Source organism: Pacificoceanicola niger (assembly GCF_048553275.1).
Classification (GTDB): domain Bacteria; phylum Pseudomonadota; class Alphaproteobacteria; order Rhodobacterales; family Rhodobacteraceae; genus Pacificoceanicola.
The window spans coordinates 270,205-285,850 of the sequence record NZ_JBLZMW010000001.1; the positions used below are offsets into that span (position 1 = coordinate 270,205).

Genomic DNA, 15,646 nt, shown 5'->3' on the forward strand with positions numbered 1-15,646 from the left:
CGCGAAAGACAAAAAAGGGGCCGCCGGATCGCTCCAGCGGCCCCTGAATACACTGAAACAGCTTAGTTCAGGTCGGACTCATATCCCTTGGCCAGATCCGCCTCGGCTTCTGCGACGGCCTCGGTCAGGGCGTTGAAGATCTTCTCGCCGCCGGTGACGTTTTCCTTGAACCAATCGTAAACCGGGGAGGCGGCTTCGCGGAAGGCTTCTTTCTCTTCCGGGGTCGGCACATAAAGATCCCCGCCTGCCGCAGCGAAATCCTCATAGGCCTGGATCGACTTGCGCTTGGGCGAGGCAAAGGTCGCCTGCTGGAGCGCGGCAAACCCGTCCACCACGACGCGGCGCATGTCTTCCGGCATGCCGAGGAACTTTTCGTTGTTCATCACCCAGATCGCGCCCATGTAGGCGTGCCCGTCCAGCGTCACATACTTAAGCCCGGCTTCGGGGAACTTCATGTTCATGATGTCGGTGATGCCGTTCTTCGAGCCTTCAACCACACCGGTCTGGAACGAGGTGAACAGCTCCGGCCAGCTGATCGGCGTCGGCGAGGCGCCAAGCGCCTTGACCAGCTCCTGCGGCAGGTCCGCGACCACGGTGCGGATCTTCAGCCCTTCCAGGTCGGAGGGCATCTGCACCCGGCGCTGCGTGTTGGCAAAGTTGCGCCAGCCGCCGGTGTTGCCGATGGTCATGATGCGGATGGTATCGCCGCTGTCGGCGAGGGCCATGTCGCGCATTGTGCGGGTGAAATCGCCGGTCAGCACGGCCTCAGCGACCCGGTCGTCGCTCATCAGGTAAGGCAGGTCCAGCACCTGCACATAGGGGAAGATCCCCGCCGCGCCGCCGGAGGTCGTCACGAAGACGTCGATGGAGCCATCCGCGACGCCCTGCAGGCATTCCGCCCCGCCCGAGCACAGCTGCGTGCCGATGAACAGCTCGACGGCGATGGCGCCGTTCGAGGCCTTCTCGACATAGTCCTTGAAGACCACCAGCCCGTCGTAATCCTCATCGTTTTCGTTGGAATTCGCTGTGGCGCGGATGGTGATGTCCTGCGCGGCGACGCTCATCGCGCTCCCTGCCAGCAGTGCCGCCGTCATGGCGGCTTTGGTCAGACCTCTGAGCATTGTTCTCTTCTCCCTGTTGCTTTTCTGGTCGGTGGGGCCGGGCCCCGGTGAAACGGATCGTAGGGCGGGGCTGTGCCCCGCACCCCGGTCTAGTCGGCAAACCCCGTCAGGCGGGGGATGGTCATGGATATCTCCGGCACGAAGGTAATGAGAAAAATCACCAGCACTTCGACCAGAAGGAACGGCAGGATCGCCTTGGCGATGGTCTCGACCTTCTCTCCCGACACCGAGGAGGCGACAAACAGCACCAGCCCCATGGGCGGCGTCGCGAGACCGACGGTCAGGTTGACGCTCATGATGATGGCGAAATGGATCGGGTCGATCCCGAGGTCGGTGAAGATCGGCGCCAGGATCGGCCCGAGGATGATGATCGCCGGCCCCGCGTCGAGGAACATTCCGACGATGAACAGCAGCAGGTTGATCAGGAACAGCAGGATCAGCGGGTTTTCCGACAGCGACAGGATGAACGCGGCAAGCGCTTCGGGCGCGTGGGAGAGCGATACCACCGTCTTGAACGCCATCGCCGCCCCGACCAGCAGCAGCACAGTGGCGCTGGTCATCGCCGCCCGCATCAGGACATCGGGCAAATCCCCGAGCCGCAGCGTGCGCAGAACGAACATGCCGATCACGATGGCATAGGCGACGGCGATGGCGGCGGCTTCGGTCGGGGTAAACACGCCGCCGAGAATCCCGCCGAGGATGATGACCGGCGTCAGCAGGGGAAAGAACGCCTTGAGCGAGGCCTGCCCGCGCTCCCCCCATGTCGCCTTGGCTCGCGAGGCGGGGAAATTGTAGCGATCCGCCATCAGCTTGACCGCCCCCATGAGGCCGAGACCGACGAGGATGCCCGGCACGATTCCCGCGAGGAACAGCGCCGCGACGCTTTCTCCCATGACATAGGCGTAGATGATCATGATGCCGGAGGGCGGGATGATCGGGCCAATGACGCTCGATGCCGCCGTGATCGCGGCGGCGAAGCGGCGGGTATAGCCTTCCTTCTCCATCGCCGGGATCAGCATGGAGCCAAGCGCCGAGGTGTCCGCCACCGCAGAGCCGGACAGCCCGGCAAACAGCATCGAGGACAGGATGTTCACATGCGCCAGCCCGCCGCGCAGATGGCCCATGAGCGCCTGTGAAAATTCAACGAGGCGCGAGGTGATGCCGCCGCGGTTCATCAACTCTCCGGCCAGCATGAAGAACGGGATCGCCATCAACGGAAAGCTGTCCATGCCGTTGTAAACATTTCGATAAAGCAGTGACAGGTCGCGCTCCTGACCGTTGAGCCAGAGCAGCAGGCCGGGCGCCGCCAGCATTCCGAAGAACACCGGCAGTCCGATCATCAGGAACAGCAGGAAGAGGGGGAGGAACCAGACCAGCATCTTATTCCACCACCAGCGTTTCTTCGATCAGCGGGCGCAGCCGGTCATCGCCGCCAAACATCCCGATCAGCGCCCGCAGCACCAATTCGACATTGACCATCAGCAGCAACCAGAGCCCGACGTAGAGGCTCATGTACATCCACGCCAGCTTGATCTTGTAGCCCTTCTGCCCGATCAGCTCCAAAGGCAGGTAGAGCGTCGAGGAGGCAAACATCCAGCCGGAGTTGATATGCTTCATCCCAAGCTGCAACCCCATAACCAGCACGAGCGTCGAGAGCAGCAGCAGGGCAAGGCTGACCACCGCACCCATGGTGCGGGGCAGCATCATCAGCAGCATGTCGATGGCGACAAATCCGCCGCGCCGGTAGGCGCTGGGCGCGATCAACCCGGTCATCCAGAGCATGAGAAACCGCGCGGCCTCCTCCGGCCACGGCAGGGCATTGTTCAGCACATACCGGAAAAACACCTGCACCAGGATGCAGACCACCATCAGCGCGATGGCGGCGGTGGCAATGGCGCGTCCAACCTTGAGCGCAAGGTCGTTCACCCATTCCAGCGGACGCAACAGCGCCAGCAATACGGCCATAGGCCTTCCCCTCCCATTGGAGCCCCGGAACGCGTTTCCCCGCGTCTATAGGGGCGCATTATGACGTTTTATCAAAGCCTCCGTAGTCTCCGCCGACGAACAGGAGCGGCTCTCCCGGCCGCGTCGTCACGCGCTCCACCCGCCCCACGACGATCGAATGATCGCCTCCATCGTGGACCGCATGGGTCACGCATTCAAAGCGTGACAAACAAGTGTTGAGCAGCGGCACACCGTGTTCGCTGCGTTCCCAGTCGAAATCGTCAAAGGCCGCGCCGTCGCGGGCGAAGGCCCAGCAGGGATCCGCATGGTCCCGCGCGATCACGTGAATCGCAAAGCGCTCCATCGCCACGAAGAACGGATAGCGCGACGAGTTCTTCGCCGGCGCCCACATCACCAAAGGCGGGTCCAGCGAGAGGCTCGAAAAGCTGTTGGCGGTGATGCCAAGCGGGCCGCTGCCGGTTTCGCAGGTCACCACGGTCACGCCCGTGCCAAAGCGCCCCAGCGCCTCGCGAAAGGTGCGGCTGTCGACATCGGTGGGGTCGAAGGATTTGGTCAAAGCGTTCATAGCCCCCCCAGTGGCAGGGGCGCATGCGCGCAACCGGGCGCAAACCCGGTGCGTCCGGGGCCGCTCTGCTTACGGCACTTCATGGCCAAGGGCTTCTGTATAAAGATCAAACCACGTCTCCCGGTCCATGTTCACCCTTTCAGCATCGCCAATGCGTGCAATCCTGTCGAGGGTATTGGTGCCGAGGACAGGTAGAATGCGAGCGGGGTGTGCCAAGAGCCAGGCCACGGCGACGGCGGCTTCGTCGACGCCGAATTCCGCGCCGATCTGCGAAAGCTTGGTGCGCAGGCCAGCATGGCGATCCTCAAAGAGCGCGCCGCCTCCGAGCGGGGACCACGCCATGATCGGCTGCGCATTTTTCTGGTGGAAGGCCACATCCCCGTTTGTGAAGGGCGCAGGGTGCAGCAGGCTGACTTCGATCTGGTTCGTCGCCAGCCGGGTCTTCATCGCCGATTGCAGCAACTCCCAGTCATGGGGCCGGAAGTTGGAGACGCCAACGGCGCGCACCTTGCCGCTCTGGACCAGAGCGTCCAGCGCCGCGCCGGTCTCATGATGGTCCATCATCGGATCGGGGCGGTGGATCAGAAGCAGGTCGATCCGGTCCGTCTTCATCAGGCGCAAGGAATGTTCGACAGAGGCGTCGATGTGCGCGCGGGAGGTGTCGTAATACTTCACGCGGCGGTCCGCGTACCGGCCCGCCGGGGCAACGATATCGCACTTGGTCACGATCTCGATCTTGTCCCGCAGGGCAGGGGTCAGCGCGTTTCCAAGGATCTCCTCGGCCTCATAGCCGCCATAGATGTCGGCCTGATCCATCGTCGTGATGCCCTGATCCAGACAGGCGTCGATCTTGGCGCGCACATGCTCGGGGGAGGTGTTTTCATCATCGCCGATGCGCCACATGCCATAAACAAGGCGGCTCATCTCAAGGGTGTCGTTCAGGCGGATACGCTGCATGTCCATTCCTTCTTGCGCTGTCGTGTCGCTACGGGAGCGCGTTATCGTCTTTCCCCGGCGCCGAGTGGCGTCATCGGGGTTTGTGTCGGCACCCTGCCATAGGCCTCGGGCAGCGAGCATGTCTTCATCTGCGGCAAAACGCGGCTGCCGAAGTGTTTGCATTCGTCGATATGCGGATAGCCGGAGAGGATAAAGGCGCGAATGCCCATCTTCTGATAGGCCTCAAGCTTGGACAGCACCTGATCGGTGGAGCCGACCAGCGCCGCGCCACAGCCCGAGCGCGCCCGCCCCACGCCGGTCCACAGGTTCGGCTCGATAAAGCCCTCCATATCGGCCAGTTCGCGGTTTTTCGCCTGATGCGACACGCCGAGCGATCCGGCGTCCAGCGCCCGTTCGCGGATGCTCTTGCCCTGTTCATCGTCCAGCTTGCTGACGATGTGCTCGGCCCATTCGCGCGCCTCGGCCTCGGTGTCGCGCACGATCACATGCACCCGCAGCCCGTAGTCCAGCGTCCGGCCGTAACGCTCGGCCACGGCGTTCACCGCCGTCATCCGCTGCGCCAGCATGTCCGTGGTCTCCGGCCACATCAGGTAGACGTCGCAATGCTGCCCGCAAAGCTCCAGCGCGGCCGGAGAGTAGCCGCCGAAATACAGCAGCGGCCCGCCGGTCTGATAGGGCACCACCGGATCGGTGGTCAGCCCGTCAAAGTTGTAGACCTGGCCGTGATGGTTGATCTCGCCTTGGGTCCAGGCCTGCTTGAGGATTTCCACCACCTCGCGCGAGCGCTGGTAGCGGTATTCGCTCTCGGCCTTCTCTCCGGGGAAATCGGACGAGATGATGTTCACCGTCAGCCGCCCTTCCAGCATATGGTCGAGCGTCGCAATCGTCCGGGCCAGCATGATCGGCTGCATCTCGCCACAGCGCACCGCGGCCAGCATGTTGATCTTTTCGGTGATCGGGGCGCAGCCCGCGACAAAGCTCAGCGTGTCCTGCCCGACCTGATACGAAGACGGACAGAGAATATTGCGAAATCCCTGCGCCTCCGCCTCTTTCACGATGTTCGAGCAATGCGCGAAAGACGAGCGCAGCCGCCCCTCCGGCACCCCAAGGAATTCATAGTCGTCCGAGCACAGGGCCGCGAACCACGAAACCTCGGCGGCGTCGAGATCGGGAGAGGTGATGGGAACCACGGTCATAACATGCCCCTTCGATGCATTTTCTCTTGCGTAGCACCTGATTTGATGTAGATCAATAGTGTATCAATTTAATGTTGGACACCATGAAAGACCGCCATGCCCTGCCGCTCTATGTCCAGATCAGCGAAATGCTGATCCGGGACATCCATGCCGGGCGCCTGATGGATGGCGAGCGTCTTCCGCCCGAACGCGAGATGGCCGACCGGCTGGAGATCAGCGTCGGCACCCTGCGCAAGGCGTTGAAGGATCTCACGGAAAAGGGGATGCTTGAGCGCATTCAAGGCTCGGGGAATTACATCCGTGCGCGGCAGGGGGCACAGTCGGTCTATGCCTTTTTCCGGGTGGAGTTGCTGGAGGGGGGCGGCCTTCCCACCGCGGAGCTGCTCTCGGTCGATCGGCTGCCCAAGCCCGCCTCGCTGCCAGCATTCGGGGCCTCGGATCATGCGCATCGCATCCGCCGCCTGCGCCGTCTCAACGGGATTCCCGCCGTGCTGGAGGAGATCTGGCTCGATGGCAGCTTTGCGACGGCGCTGGACGCGGCGGATCTGCGGGAGTCCCTCTACCTGTACTACCGCGAGGCCTTGAACCTCTGGATCACCCGGGCCGAGGATGTGCTGGGGATTGCGCCGGTGCCGCTCTGGGCGCCGGAGGGGTTCAGGCTGAAGCCCGGCTCGATGGCGCTGCAGGCGCGGCGCATCAGCTGGGGGCAGGAGGGCGCGCGGGCCGAGGTGTCCTACAGCTGGATCAACACGGGCGTCGCCCGCTATGTCTCACGCCTTGCCTGACGGCCGGGGCTGACGATGGCCTTGGGAGGGCCAATTTCAATGGATATCATCAATTACGGCATCATCGGCTGCGGCATGATGGGGCAGGAGCACCTGCGCAATATCGCCCTTCTGCCCGGCGCCCGCGTTGCCGCGATCTTCGAGCCGAACGAGATCATGGCGAACGCGGCCAAGGCCATCGCTCCCAATGCGCGCCTGTGTACCTCCATTGCCGATCTGCTCTCGGATGAAACCCTGCACTGCCTTCTCGTGGCCAGCCCCAACCACATGCACGTCGGACAGTTGGCCGAGGTGGCCGCGATCCGTCCACTGCCCATGCTGATGGAAAAGCCGCTCTACACCAGCGAAGAGCAGGGAGCCCAGTTGGAGGCCCTGAAGGCGCGCTACCCGGCGCCGATCTGGGTGGCGATGGAGTACCGCTATATGCCGCCTGTCGCGACCTTTCTTGAACAGCTGCAGTCCGCCACCGGCGGCGTCACCATGTTCTCGATCCGCGAGCACCGCTTTCCCTTCCTGCCCAAGGTTGGTGACTGGAACCGCTTCAACCGGAACACCGGCGGCACGCTGGTCGAAAAATGCTGTCACTTCTTCGACCTGATGCGGCTGGCGCTGGGGTCCGATCCGGTGCGCATCATGGCCAGCGCCGGGCAGGTGGTGAACCACCTTGACGAGAGCTATGACGGTGAGACGCCGGACATCTGGGACAGCGGTTATGTGATCGCCGAATTTGCCTCCGGCGCGCGGGCGATGCTTGAGCTGTGCATGTACGCCGAGGGTGCGCGGTACCAAGAAGAGCTGTCCGCTGTCGGCCCAGGCGGCAAGATCGAAGCCTTTGTTCCCGGTCCGGGCCGCTTCTGGCCGACGCATCTGGGCGTGCCGCCAACGGCGCAGGTGATTGTCTCGCCGCGCCAGCCGAAAGGGCCGCAAGCGGTCGACATCCCGGTGGATCCGACGCTGCTCGAAGCGGGCGATCACAACGGCTCGACGTTCTATCAGCATAGCCGCTTTCTCGACGTGGTGCGCGGGCAGGGCTCTCCCGAGGTCACCCTGACGGATGGTGCCTGGGCGGTCCGCATGGGGATGGCAGCGCAGCAATCGGCGCGCTCGGGAGAGGTGATCACGCTCTGATTGTGGTGTAATTGTGGCAAATTTGCCCCAAAGTTGCCGCAATCGACCGCCCATATAGTGGTAAACATGGGAAAACACACCTGATTTTCCCGCGACGTCAATTTCCGTCTAGCGAAAAAGGCGGAAATGCGATAATTCGAACAAAGAAAAATAAATGGCGGCGATAAAAAACAGCCGTCGATAGGTAGAGCGGTGTAACTATGAACGCGATCGATTTCGTGATCCGTACCCGTACGGGTGCACTTGAGCGTGGTTCTGTGGCGGGCGAAAATCAGGGCTTCCTGATCGCGGCCGGCGCGGGAAACGACATTTCAATCAATATCAATCAAGCGGACCTGCGCAGTTATGATCGCGCTGCGGACGATCTTCTGATCACTCTGGCCGATGGCCGGGTGCTGGTCGTCGAAGGCTATTTCGCCGACGGTGCGGACAATCGGTTGTTCGTCAGCTCCCATGGCACGCTGAACCAGGTCAGCTTTGTCGAAGCCGACGGCGGCGCGCTTTATGCCCAGTACGGCCCGACAGAAACATGGGGCAAATGGAGCCCGTCAGACGAGCTGATCTTCGTCGAGGATCCGACCGTTGTGGCAGAGGCCGCGTATGGCGATGATGAGGTCTCCATGCTTGGCGCCGGGCTTCTCGGCGGGGCGGCGGGCCTTGGCACTCTGGGCGCCGCGGGCGCCGGTCTTGCCGGGCTCGGTCTCATCGGCCTTGCGGACGGAGGCGATGGGGGAGACGGCGGGACTGGCGGAGACGGCGGAGACGGTGGCACCGCGCCCGCCGTTCCGACGGTTGACGACGCCAATGGCAATTTCAACATCGGCGGCAGCGACGATCCCAGTCTGACGATCACCGGCACCGGCGAGCCGGGCGACACCGTCGAAGTCACGATCGACGGCTCCACCGTGACCACGGTCATTGACCCCGAGGGCACGTGGGAAGTGGTCTTCGACGGCGACGAATTCCCCACCGATGGCGTTTATGAAGACGTGGTCGTGACGGTCACGCATCCCGATGGCACCACCACGGACCTCGACGGTCCGAGCTATGCCATCGACACCACCCCGCCGATGATCGACATCTCCTCGGGCACCGTGTCGCTGGGGGATCTGTTCAACGGCGAGGAATACGATGAAAGCGGCGTCATCCTCACAGGCACAGGTGAGCCGGGCGCGAGCCTGACGATCACCGTTGGCACATACGAAGAAACCGTGGTCATCGACGCCAGCGGCACCTGGTCGTTCACGCTTGACGAAACCGTCTTCCCCGAAGGCGAGTACACCAGCGGCATCACCCTTACGGCCACTGACGCCTTTGGCAACAGCACCGTGCTGACCGACGACGTTCAGGTCGACACTGTCGGCCTTGTCAGCCTCGACAACGCGCCGCTCACCGGCGACGATCTGATTTCTCAGGGCGAATACTCCGCAGGTCTGACGCTGACCGGGACATCGCAGGCGGGCTCCTCTGTCGCAGTCACCGTCGAGGGGGTCACCCATACCACCGTCGCCGATGCGGACGGCGCTTGGAGCGTGACCTTTGCAAGCGGCGAGCTGCCCGCAGGCACCTACAGCACCAGCGCGGAAATCGTGGCCACGGACGCGGCGGGCAACATCGCCTCCACAACCCACGCCTTCGAAATCGACACGGAGGTCGCCCTGACGCTCGACACCGCGTCTGTCGGCGGCGACGGCACCGTCAATGCCGCCGAACGCGCCGCAGGCGTGACCCTCACCGGCACCACCGAAGCCGGTTCCACGGTCGAGGTTTCGGTCTCCGGCACCACGCTCACCGCCACCGTCGCAGCGGATGGCAGCTGGCAGGTCGCGATTCCCGCCGGGCTGATCCCCGAAGGCGAGACCAGCCTGGCCGTCTCCGCCACCGCGACCGATGGGGCGGGCAACGTCACCACCACCTCCGGCAGCATCGCGGTCGACACCGATGTTTCCGTCTCCATGAACACGGCCACCGTTGGCGGCGATGGGACGGTCAATGCGGGCGAACGCGCCGCCGATGTGCTGCTGACCGGTAGCGCCGAAGCGGGCTCCACCGTCGAAGTCATGGTCTCCGGCACGGCGCTGACCGCGCAGGTCAGCGCCGATGGCAGCTGGCAGGTCACCATCCCGGCGACCCTGATCCCCGAAGGTGAGACAAGCCTGGCAGTCGCCGCAACGGCAACCGACGCGGCAGGCAACAGCACCACCACCTCCGGCAGCATCGCCGTTGATACCGAAACCGCCGTGACCGTGCAGACCGCCGGTGTCGAGGGTGACGGCGTGGTCAACGCAACCGAACACAGCGATGGTGTCACCCTGACCGGCACCGCCGAACCCGGTGCCAGCGTCATGGTCACTCTTGGCGCGGTCACCAGGCCCGCCACCGTGGCCGCCGATGGCAGCTGGACGGTGACTTACAGCGCTGCCGAGATCCCGACCGGCGAGCGCACGCTTCCGGTTACCGCCGTCTCCACCGATTCCGCTGGCAACACTGCAACGGCGACGGGCGATCTCGATGTCGACACGCTGGTGCGCAACTTTGCCATGACCTCCACTCCCGGGGGCGCCGATGGGGTGCTGAACGCGGAAGAGGCGGCGCAGGGCCTGACCCTGACCGGCACCACCGAACCGGGTGCGACGGTGCTCGTCACGCTGGATGGCGTCGCGCTTCCGGCCACGGTCGATGCGAACGGCAACTGGACCGTGTCCTATACGGCGGGGCAACTGCCCTCCGGCGAGGGCACCGTCTCGCTCAGCGCCACCTCCACCGACGCGGCGGGCAACAGCGAGACGCTGACCCAATCGGTGCAGATCGACACCGAGGCCGGCATCCTGACAATCAGCCCGGCCCCGGTTGAAGGTGACGACATCGTCAACTTTGCCGAGGCTTCGGACGGCGTTGTGCTCACCGGCACCTCCAACCCCGGCGAAATGGTTACCGTTACCATGAACGGCGTCAGCCACACGGTGCAGACCGGTGCCAACGGCATCTGGACCGCGCCTTTCGCCGCCGGTGAAATTGCCCCGGGCACCTACACCGCCCAGATCACCGCGACGATCACCGACAGCGCGGGCAACACGCTGACCCGTACGGACAGCGTCCGCGTCGACACACAGGTCGACAACTTCGCCACCTCCACCGATCCGATCGAAGGCGACGGCATCATCAACGAGGTCGAGGCCTCCGACGGCGTCACCCTGTCCGGCACCACCGAAGTCGGCGCCTCCGTGCAGCTTGTCTTCGAGGGCATGACCTATGTCTCAACCGTGGATGCGAGCGGCAACTGGACTGTTGACCTGCCGGCAAGCGCCATGCTCTCTGGCGAGACCTCGGCCCCGGCACAGGTGTTGACCACCGATCAGGCGGGAAACACTGCCGAAACCGAGCTGACCCTTGTTTTCGATACGGAGGTCAACACGCTGACCACCTCGCCGGAGCCGATCACCGCCGATGGCGTGGTCAACGCCGCCGAGGCCGCGCAGGGCATCACGCTCTCCGGTACGGTCGAAATCGGGTCGAGCGTCATGGTCACCTTCGGCGGCATGGTGCACGAGGCTCTGGTGGACAACGCGGGCAACTGGACCCTTGCGGTGCCGCCGGACTCCATCCCCACCGGCACGCTCAACGCCACCGCGCTGATCGAGGCCACGGACCCGGCGGGCAACGTCGACAGCACCACGCAGGTCATCGCCATCGACACGGAGGCCCCTGAAGCGCTGGGCTGGGAAGGCTATGGCCGCAACCACGATGGCGTTGACCAGATCCGCACCGAGATCACCGACGACACCGTGCAGATCGGCATGGTCACCGGACCGAACGGCGCGCCCGAAGTGGTGTCTGTCGCGCTCGATGGCTCCTATGATGTGAACGGCCTTGACGTGACCTTCCACGAATTCGCCGACGAAGTGCCGGACGGATCGCACCTCGTGCTCACCTCCACGGACGCGGCGGGCAACGTTTCGGGCAACTACCTTGTCACCGACGATCCGCTGACAAACGAGGTCACCATGACCGACGCACTGGCCAACACGCTCTCCGCGTACCAGGTCGAGAGCATCGATTTGACCTTTGCCGAGGACAGCCACCTGACCATCACAGAGGCGCAGATCGTCGCCCTTTCGAGCAACTCCGACACCCTCGTGGTGCACGGCGGCAGCGACGACAGCGTGACGATTACCGGCGCGACGCAAACCGGCACAACGATGCTGGAAGGCGAGACGTTCAACACCTACACGCTTGGCGATGCGACGATCCTGATCGACGATGACATCACCAACGTAAACGGCCTTGTTTAAGTACCAGTAACGTCCGGAGGGCCGGCCGAACCGGCCCCCGGATCCCGATATAACCATAACGCGCCGATACGGGGGCACGACTATGAGAACGAGCAGGCGGAGCCTGGGCTTGATCATCGCGGCAGCGATGTTGCCCGGATGCACATCAGATATGGGCGGCGACGGGGTGGTGAGCCGCTTTGTCGGCGGCGCGCCCAAAGCCGAGGCCCCCGTGGCCGCGGCCAGCCCCGCTGCGCTCAAACCACAAAGCCGATCCGCCGAGGTCAAGGGCGCCGAAGGCTCTGCCATCATCAGCGCGCTGCAGGCCCGTCCCTCCGTCCTGCTCTCCGGCACCCCCTACAGCCGCGTGGCCGATGCGGTCATCGCCTCCGACGCGCGCGTCGCGGAGGCCGAGCTGCGCGTCGCGCAGATGCGGGCGCAGGCGGCAAAGTACAACTGGATGCCGCGCATCGGGCCGCGTGTCTCGCTGACCTCGCTGGGTGATTTCGTCGCCGATCTGGTGATCAACCAGGTGCTCTTCGACAACGGCCGCAAGGTCGCCGAACGCGATCTGGCCAAGGCCAACGTCGAGCTGGCCGCGGTCACCCTTGTCGAGGATGGCAACAAAAGGGTCTTCGACGCGCTCGCGCTTTACGTAAGAGCCGAGGAAAACCGTGAGCTGTCGGCGCATCTCGACCGCGCGCTCAAGGACATGGCCCATTTCGAATGGGTCATGCAGGAGCGCGTGAACGGCGGGGTCTCGGACATGTCGGACCTCAACGTGCTGCAACAGAAGCTCGCCGCCATGCGCGCCCGCTCCAGCGAGGCGCGGGAAGCCACCGGCACCGCCATGGCCGAGCTCAACGCCATGTCCGGGCGCAGCCTGTCGGACCTGCGCGGCGTCGGCGGTCTGAAGGCGGCCACGCCTGCCGAAGCGCTGGGTGTGATCCGCGCCCGCGCTGAACGCGAACGCACCCTCGCGGAGGCTCGCATCTCCCGCGCCTCGCATCTGCCGGGACTGGCCGCCAATGCGGACTCCAACGGCAATTACGGTGTCGAAGTGACCACCGACCAACTCTTCTCCCTTGGCACCATGGCAGAGTTCAAAGCCATCGAAGCGGTGCGTGAAACCGCCGACCGCAAGGTCGCCGAGGCTCGCGAAGTGGCGGAACGCCGGATAGAAGCGCAATCGCGCCAGTCCCAGGCCTTCCGGCGGCAGGCCGAAGAGGCCGCGACCCTGACCGCCCGCGCCAAGAGCAACCTCGATCTGTTCCGCGCCCAGTACGAGGGCGGACAACGGCAGGTCATGGACGTGGTCGGCACCTACGAGACCTACGCCCAGGCGCTGGAGACGGAGATCGAGCTGAAGTACAAGGCTGCCCGCGCCGAGCTTGAGCTGGCGCGCCTCAAGGGCGCTCTGGCAGAAGGCGCAAGCATTTGACGACACATCCGGGTGCCTCCCTCGCGGGCAAGGCCCGCGCCATGCTCCGCGCCGTGCCGACACCCGCGCTGGCCGCCAATGCCGCCCGACGCGCGCCGCGTCATTCCAAACGGGCCAGGAACCGCGCCGATCTGATCGCCGTCCTCGCCGCCCGCCTTGGGGTGGAAGCCAAGACACCCGACATTCTCGACGCCCTGACGCAGAACGCCGGCTGCGACGACAGCTACGATGCCTTTGCCCTGAGCGCCGGGGCCAGGGCCGCCGGGCTGATTGCCGACAGCAGATCCGTCAGCGCCCTGACCCGCGATCTCTGGCCCGCCCTCGCGATCATGCAGAACGGGCAGGCCGTGCTCGTGCTCTCGCAGGACGACCGGGGCCTGTCGATCTATGATCCCGAAGCGCCGGACCGCCGCAGTGACGTCGCCCTGTCCGAGTTTCAGCCCTACTTCACCGGCGAGGTGATCCACGCCGAAGCGCCCGTTCAGACGCTCTCGGAAACCCATGCCGCACTGAATGACAAGGCGCATTGGTTCTGGGGCGAGTTTGCCCGCTTCAAACGGCATTTTCTCGAAGTCGCGCTTGGCTCCTTTGTCGCCAACCTGCTCGCCGTCTCCGTGGCGCTCTTCTCGTTGCAGGTCTACGACCGCGTCATCCCGCATCAATCCGAAGCCACGCTCTGGGTGCTTGCCGCCGGGGCCGTGCTTGCGCTCCTGCTTGAAGCCTTCCTCAAGATCGCCCGCTCCCAGCTTCTCGATGGTGCCGGGCGGCAGATCGAGATCGGCGTACAGAAGACCCTGATGGACCGGCTCCTTGGCATGCGCTCCGACACGCCGGGGCGCTCGCCCTCGCAGCTTTTCTCCTCGATGCGCGAATTCAGCTCCGTGCGCGAGTTCTTCACCGCCTCCACCGTGGGCGCGCTGGCCGATATTCCGTTCATCTTTGTCTTCCTGCTGCTGGTCTGGTCCATCGCGGGCAGCGTGGTCTGGGTGTTGATCGCCGGCGGCATCCTCATGGTCGTCCCGGGCTTCTTCCTGCAAAAGCGCATGATGCGCCTGACCCGCGAAATGCAGGGGGCCTCCTCCAGGCAATCCCGCCTGCTGCAGGAAACCGTGGTCGAACTCGACACCATCAAGACCCAGCGCGGCGAAGACCGCTTCCGCCGCCTCTGGGACGAACTCACCGCTGTTCAGTCGCTCAAATCCTCGCAGCAACGCCGCCTTGCCTCGGTCCTCACGTTCTGGAGCCAGGGCATACAGCAGGGCACCTATATCTGCGCGGTCATCACCGGCACCTACCTTGTCTTCGCGGGTGAATTTACCGTTGGCTCGATTATCGCCACCGGCATCCTGACCTCGCGCACCCTTGCGCCGCTGACACAGCTCTCGGGCATCCTCGCCCGCTGGGGCAACGTCAAATCGGCACTCGATGGGCTCGACGGGCTGGCCTATACCGCGCAGGACCGCGACAGCAACCGCACCTACCTGCGCCGTGAAAAGCTGCAGGGCCGGTTTGAACTGCGCGACGCGGCCTACCACTACGACCCCGAAGGCGCGGCACAGCTCGACCTCAAGACACTGGCCATTCAGCCGGGGCAGGTGGTTGCCGTTCTGGGTACAAACGGCTCGGGCAAATCGACCCTGCTCAAGCTGCTCACGGGTCTCTATGCCCCGACCCATGGCAAGGTGCTGATCGACGGCACCGAGATGAGCCAGGTCGACCCGCGCGATCTGCGCCGCGCCATCGGCTACCTTGGGCAGGACGTGCGCCTGTTCCAGGGCACGCTACGCGACAACCTGAACCTGTCGATGCTGGAACGCAGCGACGACCGCCTGTTCGAAGCGCTCGATTTCGCGGGCCTTGGGCAATTCGTCAAAGGCCACCCGAAGGGGCTCGACCTCGACATCCGCGACGGCGGCGAGGGGCTTTCGGTCGGGCAACGGCAATCCATCGGCTGGGCGCGGCTCTGGCTGCAGGACCCGGACGTCTGCCTGCTCGACGAGCCGACGGCCGCGCTCGACCAGACGCTGGAAAAGACGCTGATCTCCCGCCTCGATGGCTGGCTCGAAGGCCGCACGGCGGTGATCGCGACGCATCGGGTGCCGATCCTGTCGCTCGCCTCGCGCACGCTGATCCTGGCCAACGGCCGCATGGCGATCGACGGGCCGCGCGATCAGGTGCTCGACCATCTGCGCACCGCAGGGCAGGGGGCCGCCTGAT

General features: G+C 64.6%; 11 protein-coding genes. 5 read left to right on the forward strand and 6 right to left on the reverse strand.

Translation table 11 applies throughout. From position 1 onward, the window contains the following. Nucleotides 1-62: 62 nt before the first annotated feature. The 6 genes from ACN2XU_RS01315 to ACN2XU_RS01340 form a co-directional block, all read right to left on the reverse strand. Complete coding sequence (locus ACN2XU_RS01315) at nucleotides 63-1,121, reverse strand: TRAP transporter substrate-binding protein (RefSeq protein WP_419408577.1); 1,059 nt, start codon at nucleotides 1,119-1,121, stop codon at nucleotides 63-65. A gap of 89 nt (nucleotides 1,122-1,210) precedes the next feature. Next, a complete protein-coding gene (locus ACN2XU_RS01320; RefSeq protein WP_419408578.1) occupies nucleotides 1,211-2,500 on the reverse strand; it encodes a TRAP transporter large permease in 1,290 nt (429 codons plus the stop codon). Between the two features lies 1 nt (nucleotide 2,501). Next, nucleotides 2,502-3,086 carry a TRAP transporter small permease gene (locus ACN2XU_RS01325; RefSeq protein WP_419408579.1) on the reverse strand — a complete coding sequence of 195 codons (585 nt, stop codon included), beginning with the start codon at nucleotides 3,084-3,086 and terminating at the stop codon, nucleotides 2,502-2,504. Between the two features lie 58 nt (nucleotides 3,087-3,144). Further along, the gene (locus ACN2XU_RS01330) at nucleotides 3,145-3,651 is read right to left on the reverse strand and encodes a flavin reductase family protein (protein ID WP_419408580.1); all 507 of its coding nucleotides are present in this window, start codon (nucleotides 3,649-3,651) and stop codon (nucleotides 3,145-3,147) included. Between the two features lie 69 nt (nucleotides 3,652-3,720). Continuing rightward, nucleotides 3,721-4,608: an aldo/keto reductase gene (locus ACN2XU_RS01335; RefSeq protein WP_419408581.1), complete on the reverse strand. Its 888-nt coding sequence runs from the start codon at nucleotides 4,606-4,608 to the stop codon at nucleotides 3,721-3,723. 41 nt (nucleotides 4,609-4,649) lie between these two features. After that, a complete protein-coding gene (locus tag ACN2XU_RS01340; protein ID WP_419408582.1) occupies nucleotides 4,650-5,804 on the reverse strand; it encodes an LLM class flavin-dependent oxidoreductase in 1,155 nt (384 codons plus the stop codon). Between the two features lie 83 nt (nucleotides 5,805-5,887). Here ACN2XU_RS01340 and ACN2XU_RS01345 point away from each other — a divergent pair, with 83 nt between their 5' ends. The 5 genes from ACN2XU_RS01345 (at nucleotide 5,888) to ACN2XU_RS01365 (ending at nucleotide 15,645) form a co-directional block, all read left to right on the forward strand. Beyond that, nucleotides 5,888-6,589 (forward strand): GntR family transcriptional regulator, encoded by a 702-nt coding sequence (locus ACN2XU_RS01345; RefSeq protein ID WP_419408583.1) that lies wholly within the window; start codon nucleotides 5,888-5,890, stop codon nucleotides 6,587-6,589. 39 nt (nucleotides 6,590-6,628) lie between these two features. Further along, nucleotides 6,629-7,717: a Gfo/Idh/MocA family protein gene (locus tag ACN2XU_RS01350; RefSeq protein WP_419408584.1), complete on the forward strand. Its 1,089-nt coding sequence runs from the start codon at nucleotides 6,629-6,631 to the stop codon at nucleotides 7,715-7,717. A gap of 200 nt (nucleotides 7,718-7,917) precedes the next feature. Next, on the forward strand, nucleotides 7,918-12,009 hold the full coding sequence (locus ACN2XU_RS01355; protein WP_419408585.1) for a beta strand repeat-containing protein: 4,092 nt from the start codon (nucleotides 7,918-7,920) through the stop codon (nucleotides 12,007-12,009). A gap of 109 nt (nucleotides 12,010-12,118) precedes the next feature. Then, the gene (locus tag ACN2XU_RS01360; protein ID WP_419408586.1) at nucleotides 12,119-13,429 is read left to right on the forward strand and encodes a TolC family protein; all 1,311 of its coding nucleotides are present in this window, start codon (nucleotides 12,119-12,121) and stop codon (nucleotides 13,427-13,429) included. A gap of 41 nt (nucleotides 13,430-13,470) precedes the next feature. Then, entirely contained in the window at nucleotides 13,471-15,645 is a 2,175-nt protein-coding gene (locus tag ACN2XU_RS01365; protein ID WP_419408821.1) for an ATP-binding cassette domain-containing protein, read from the forward strand. Nucleotide 15,646: the final 1 nt, after the last annotated feature.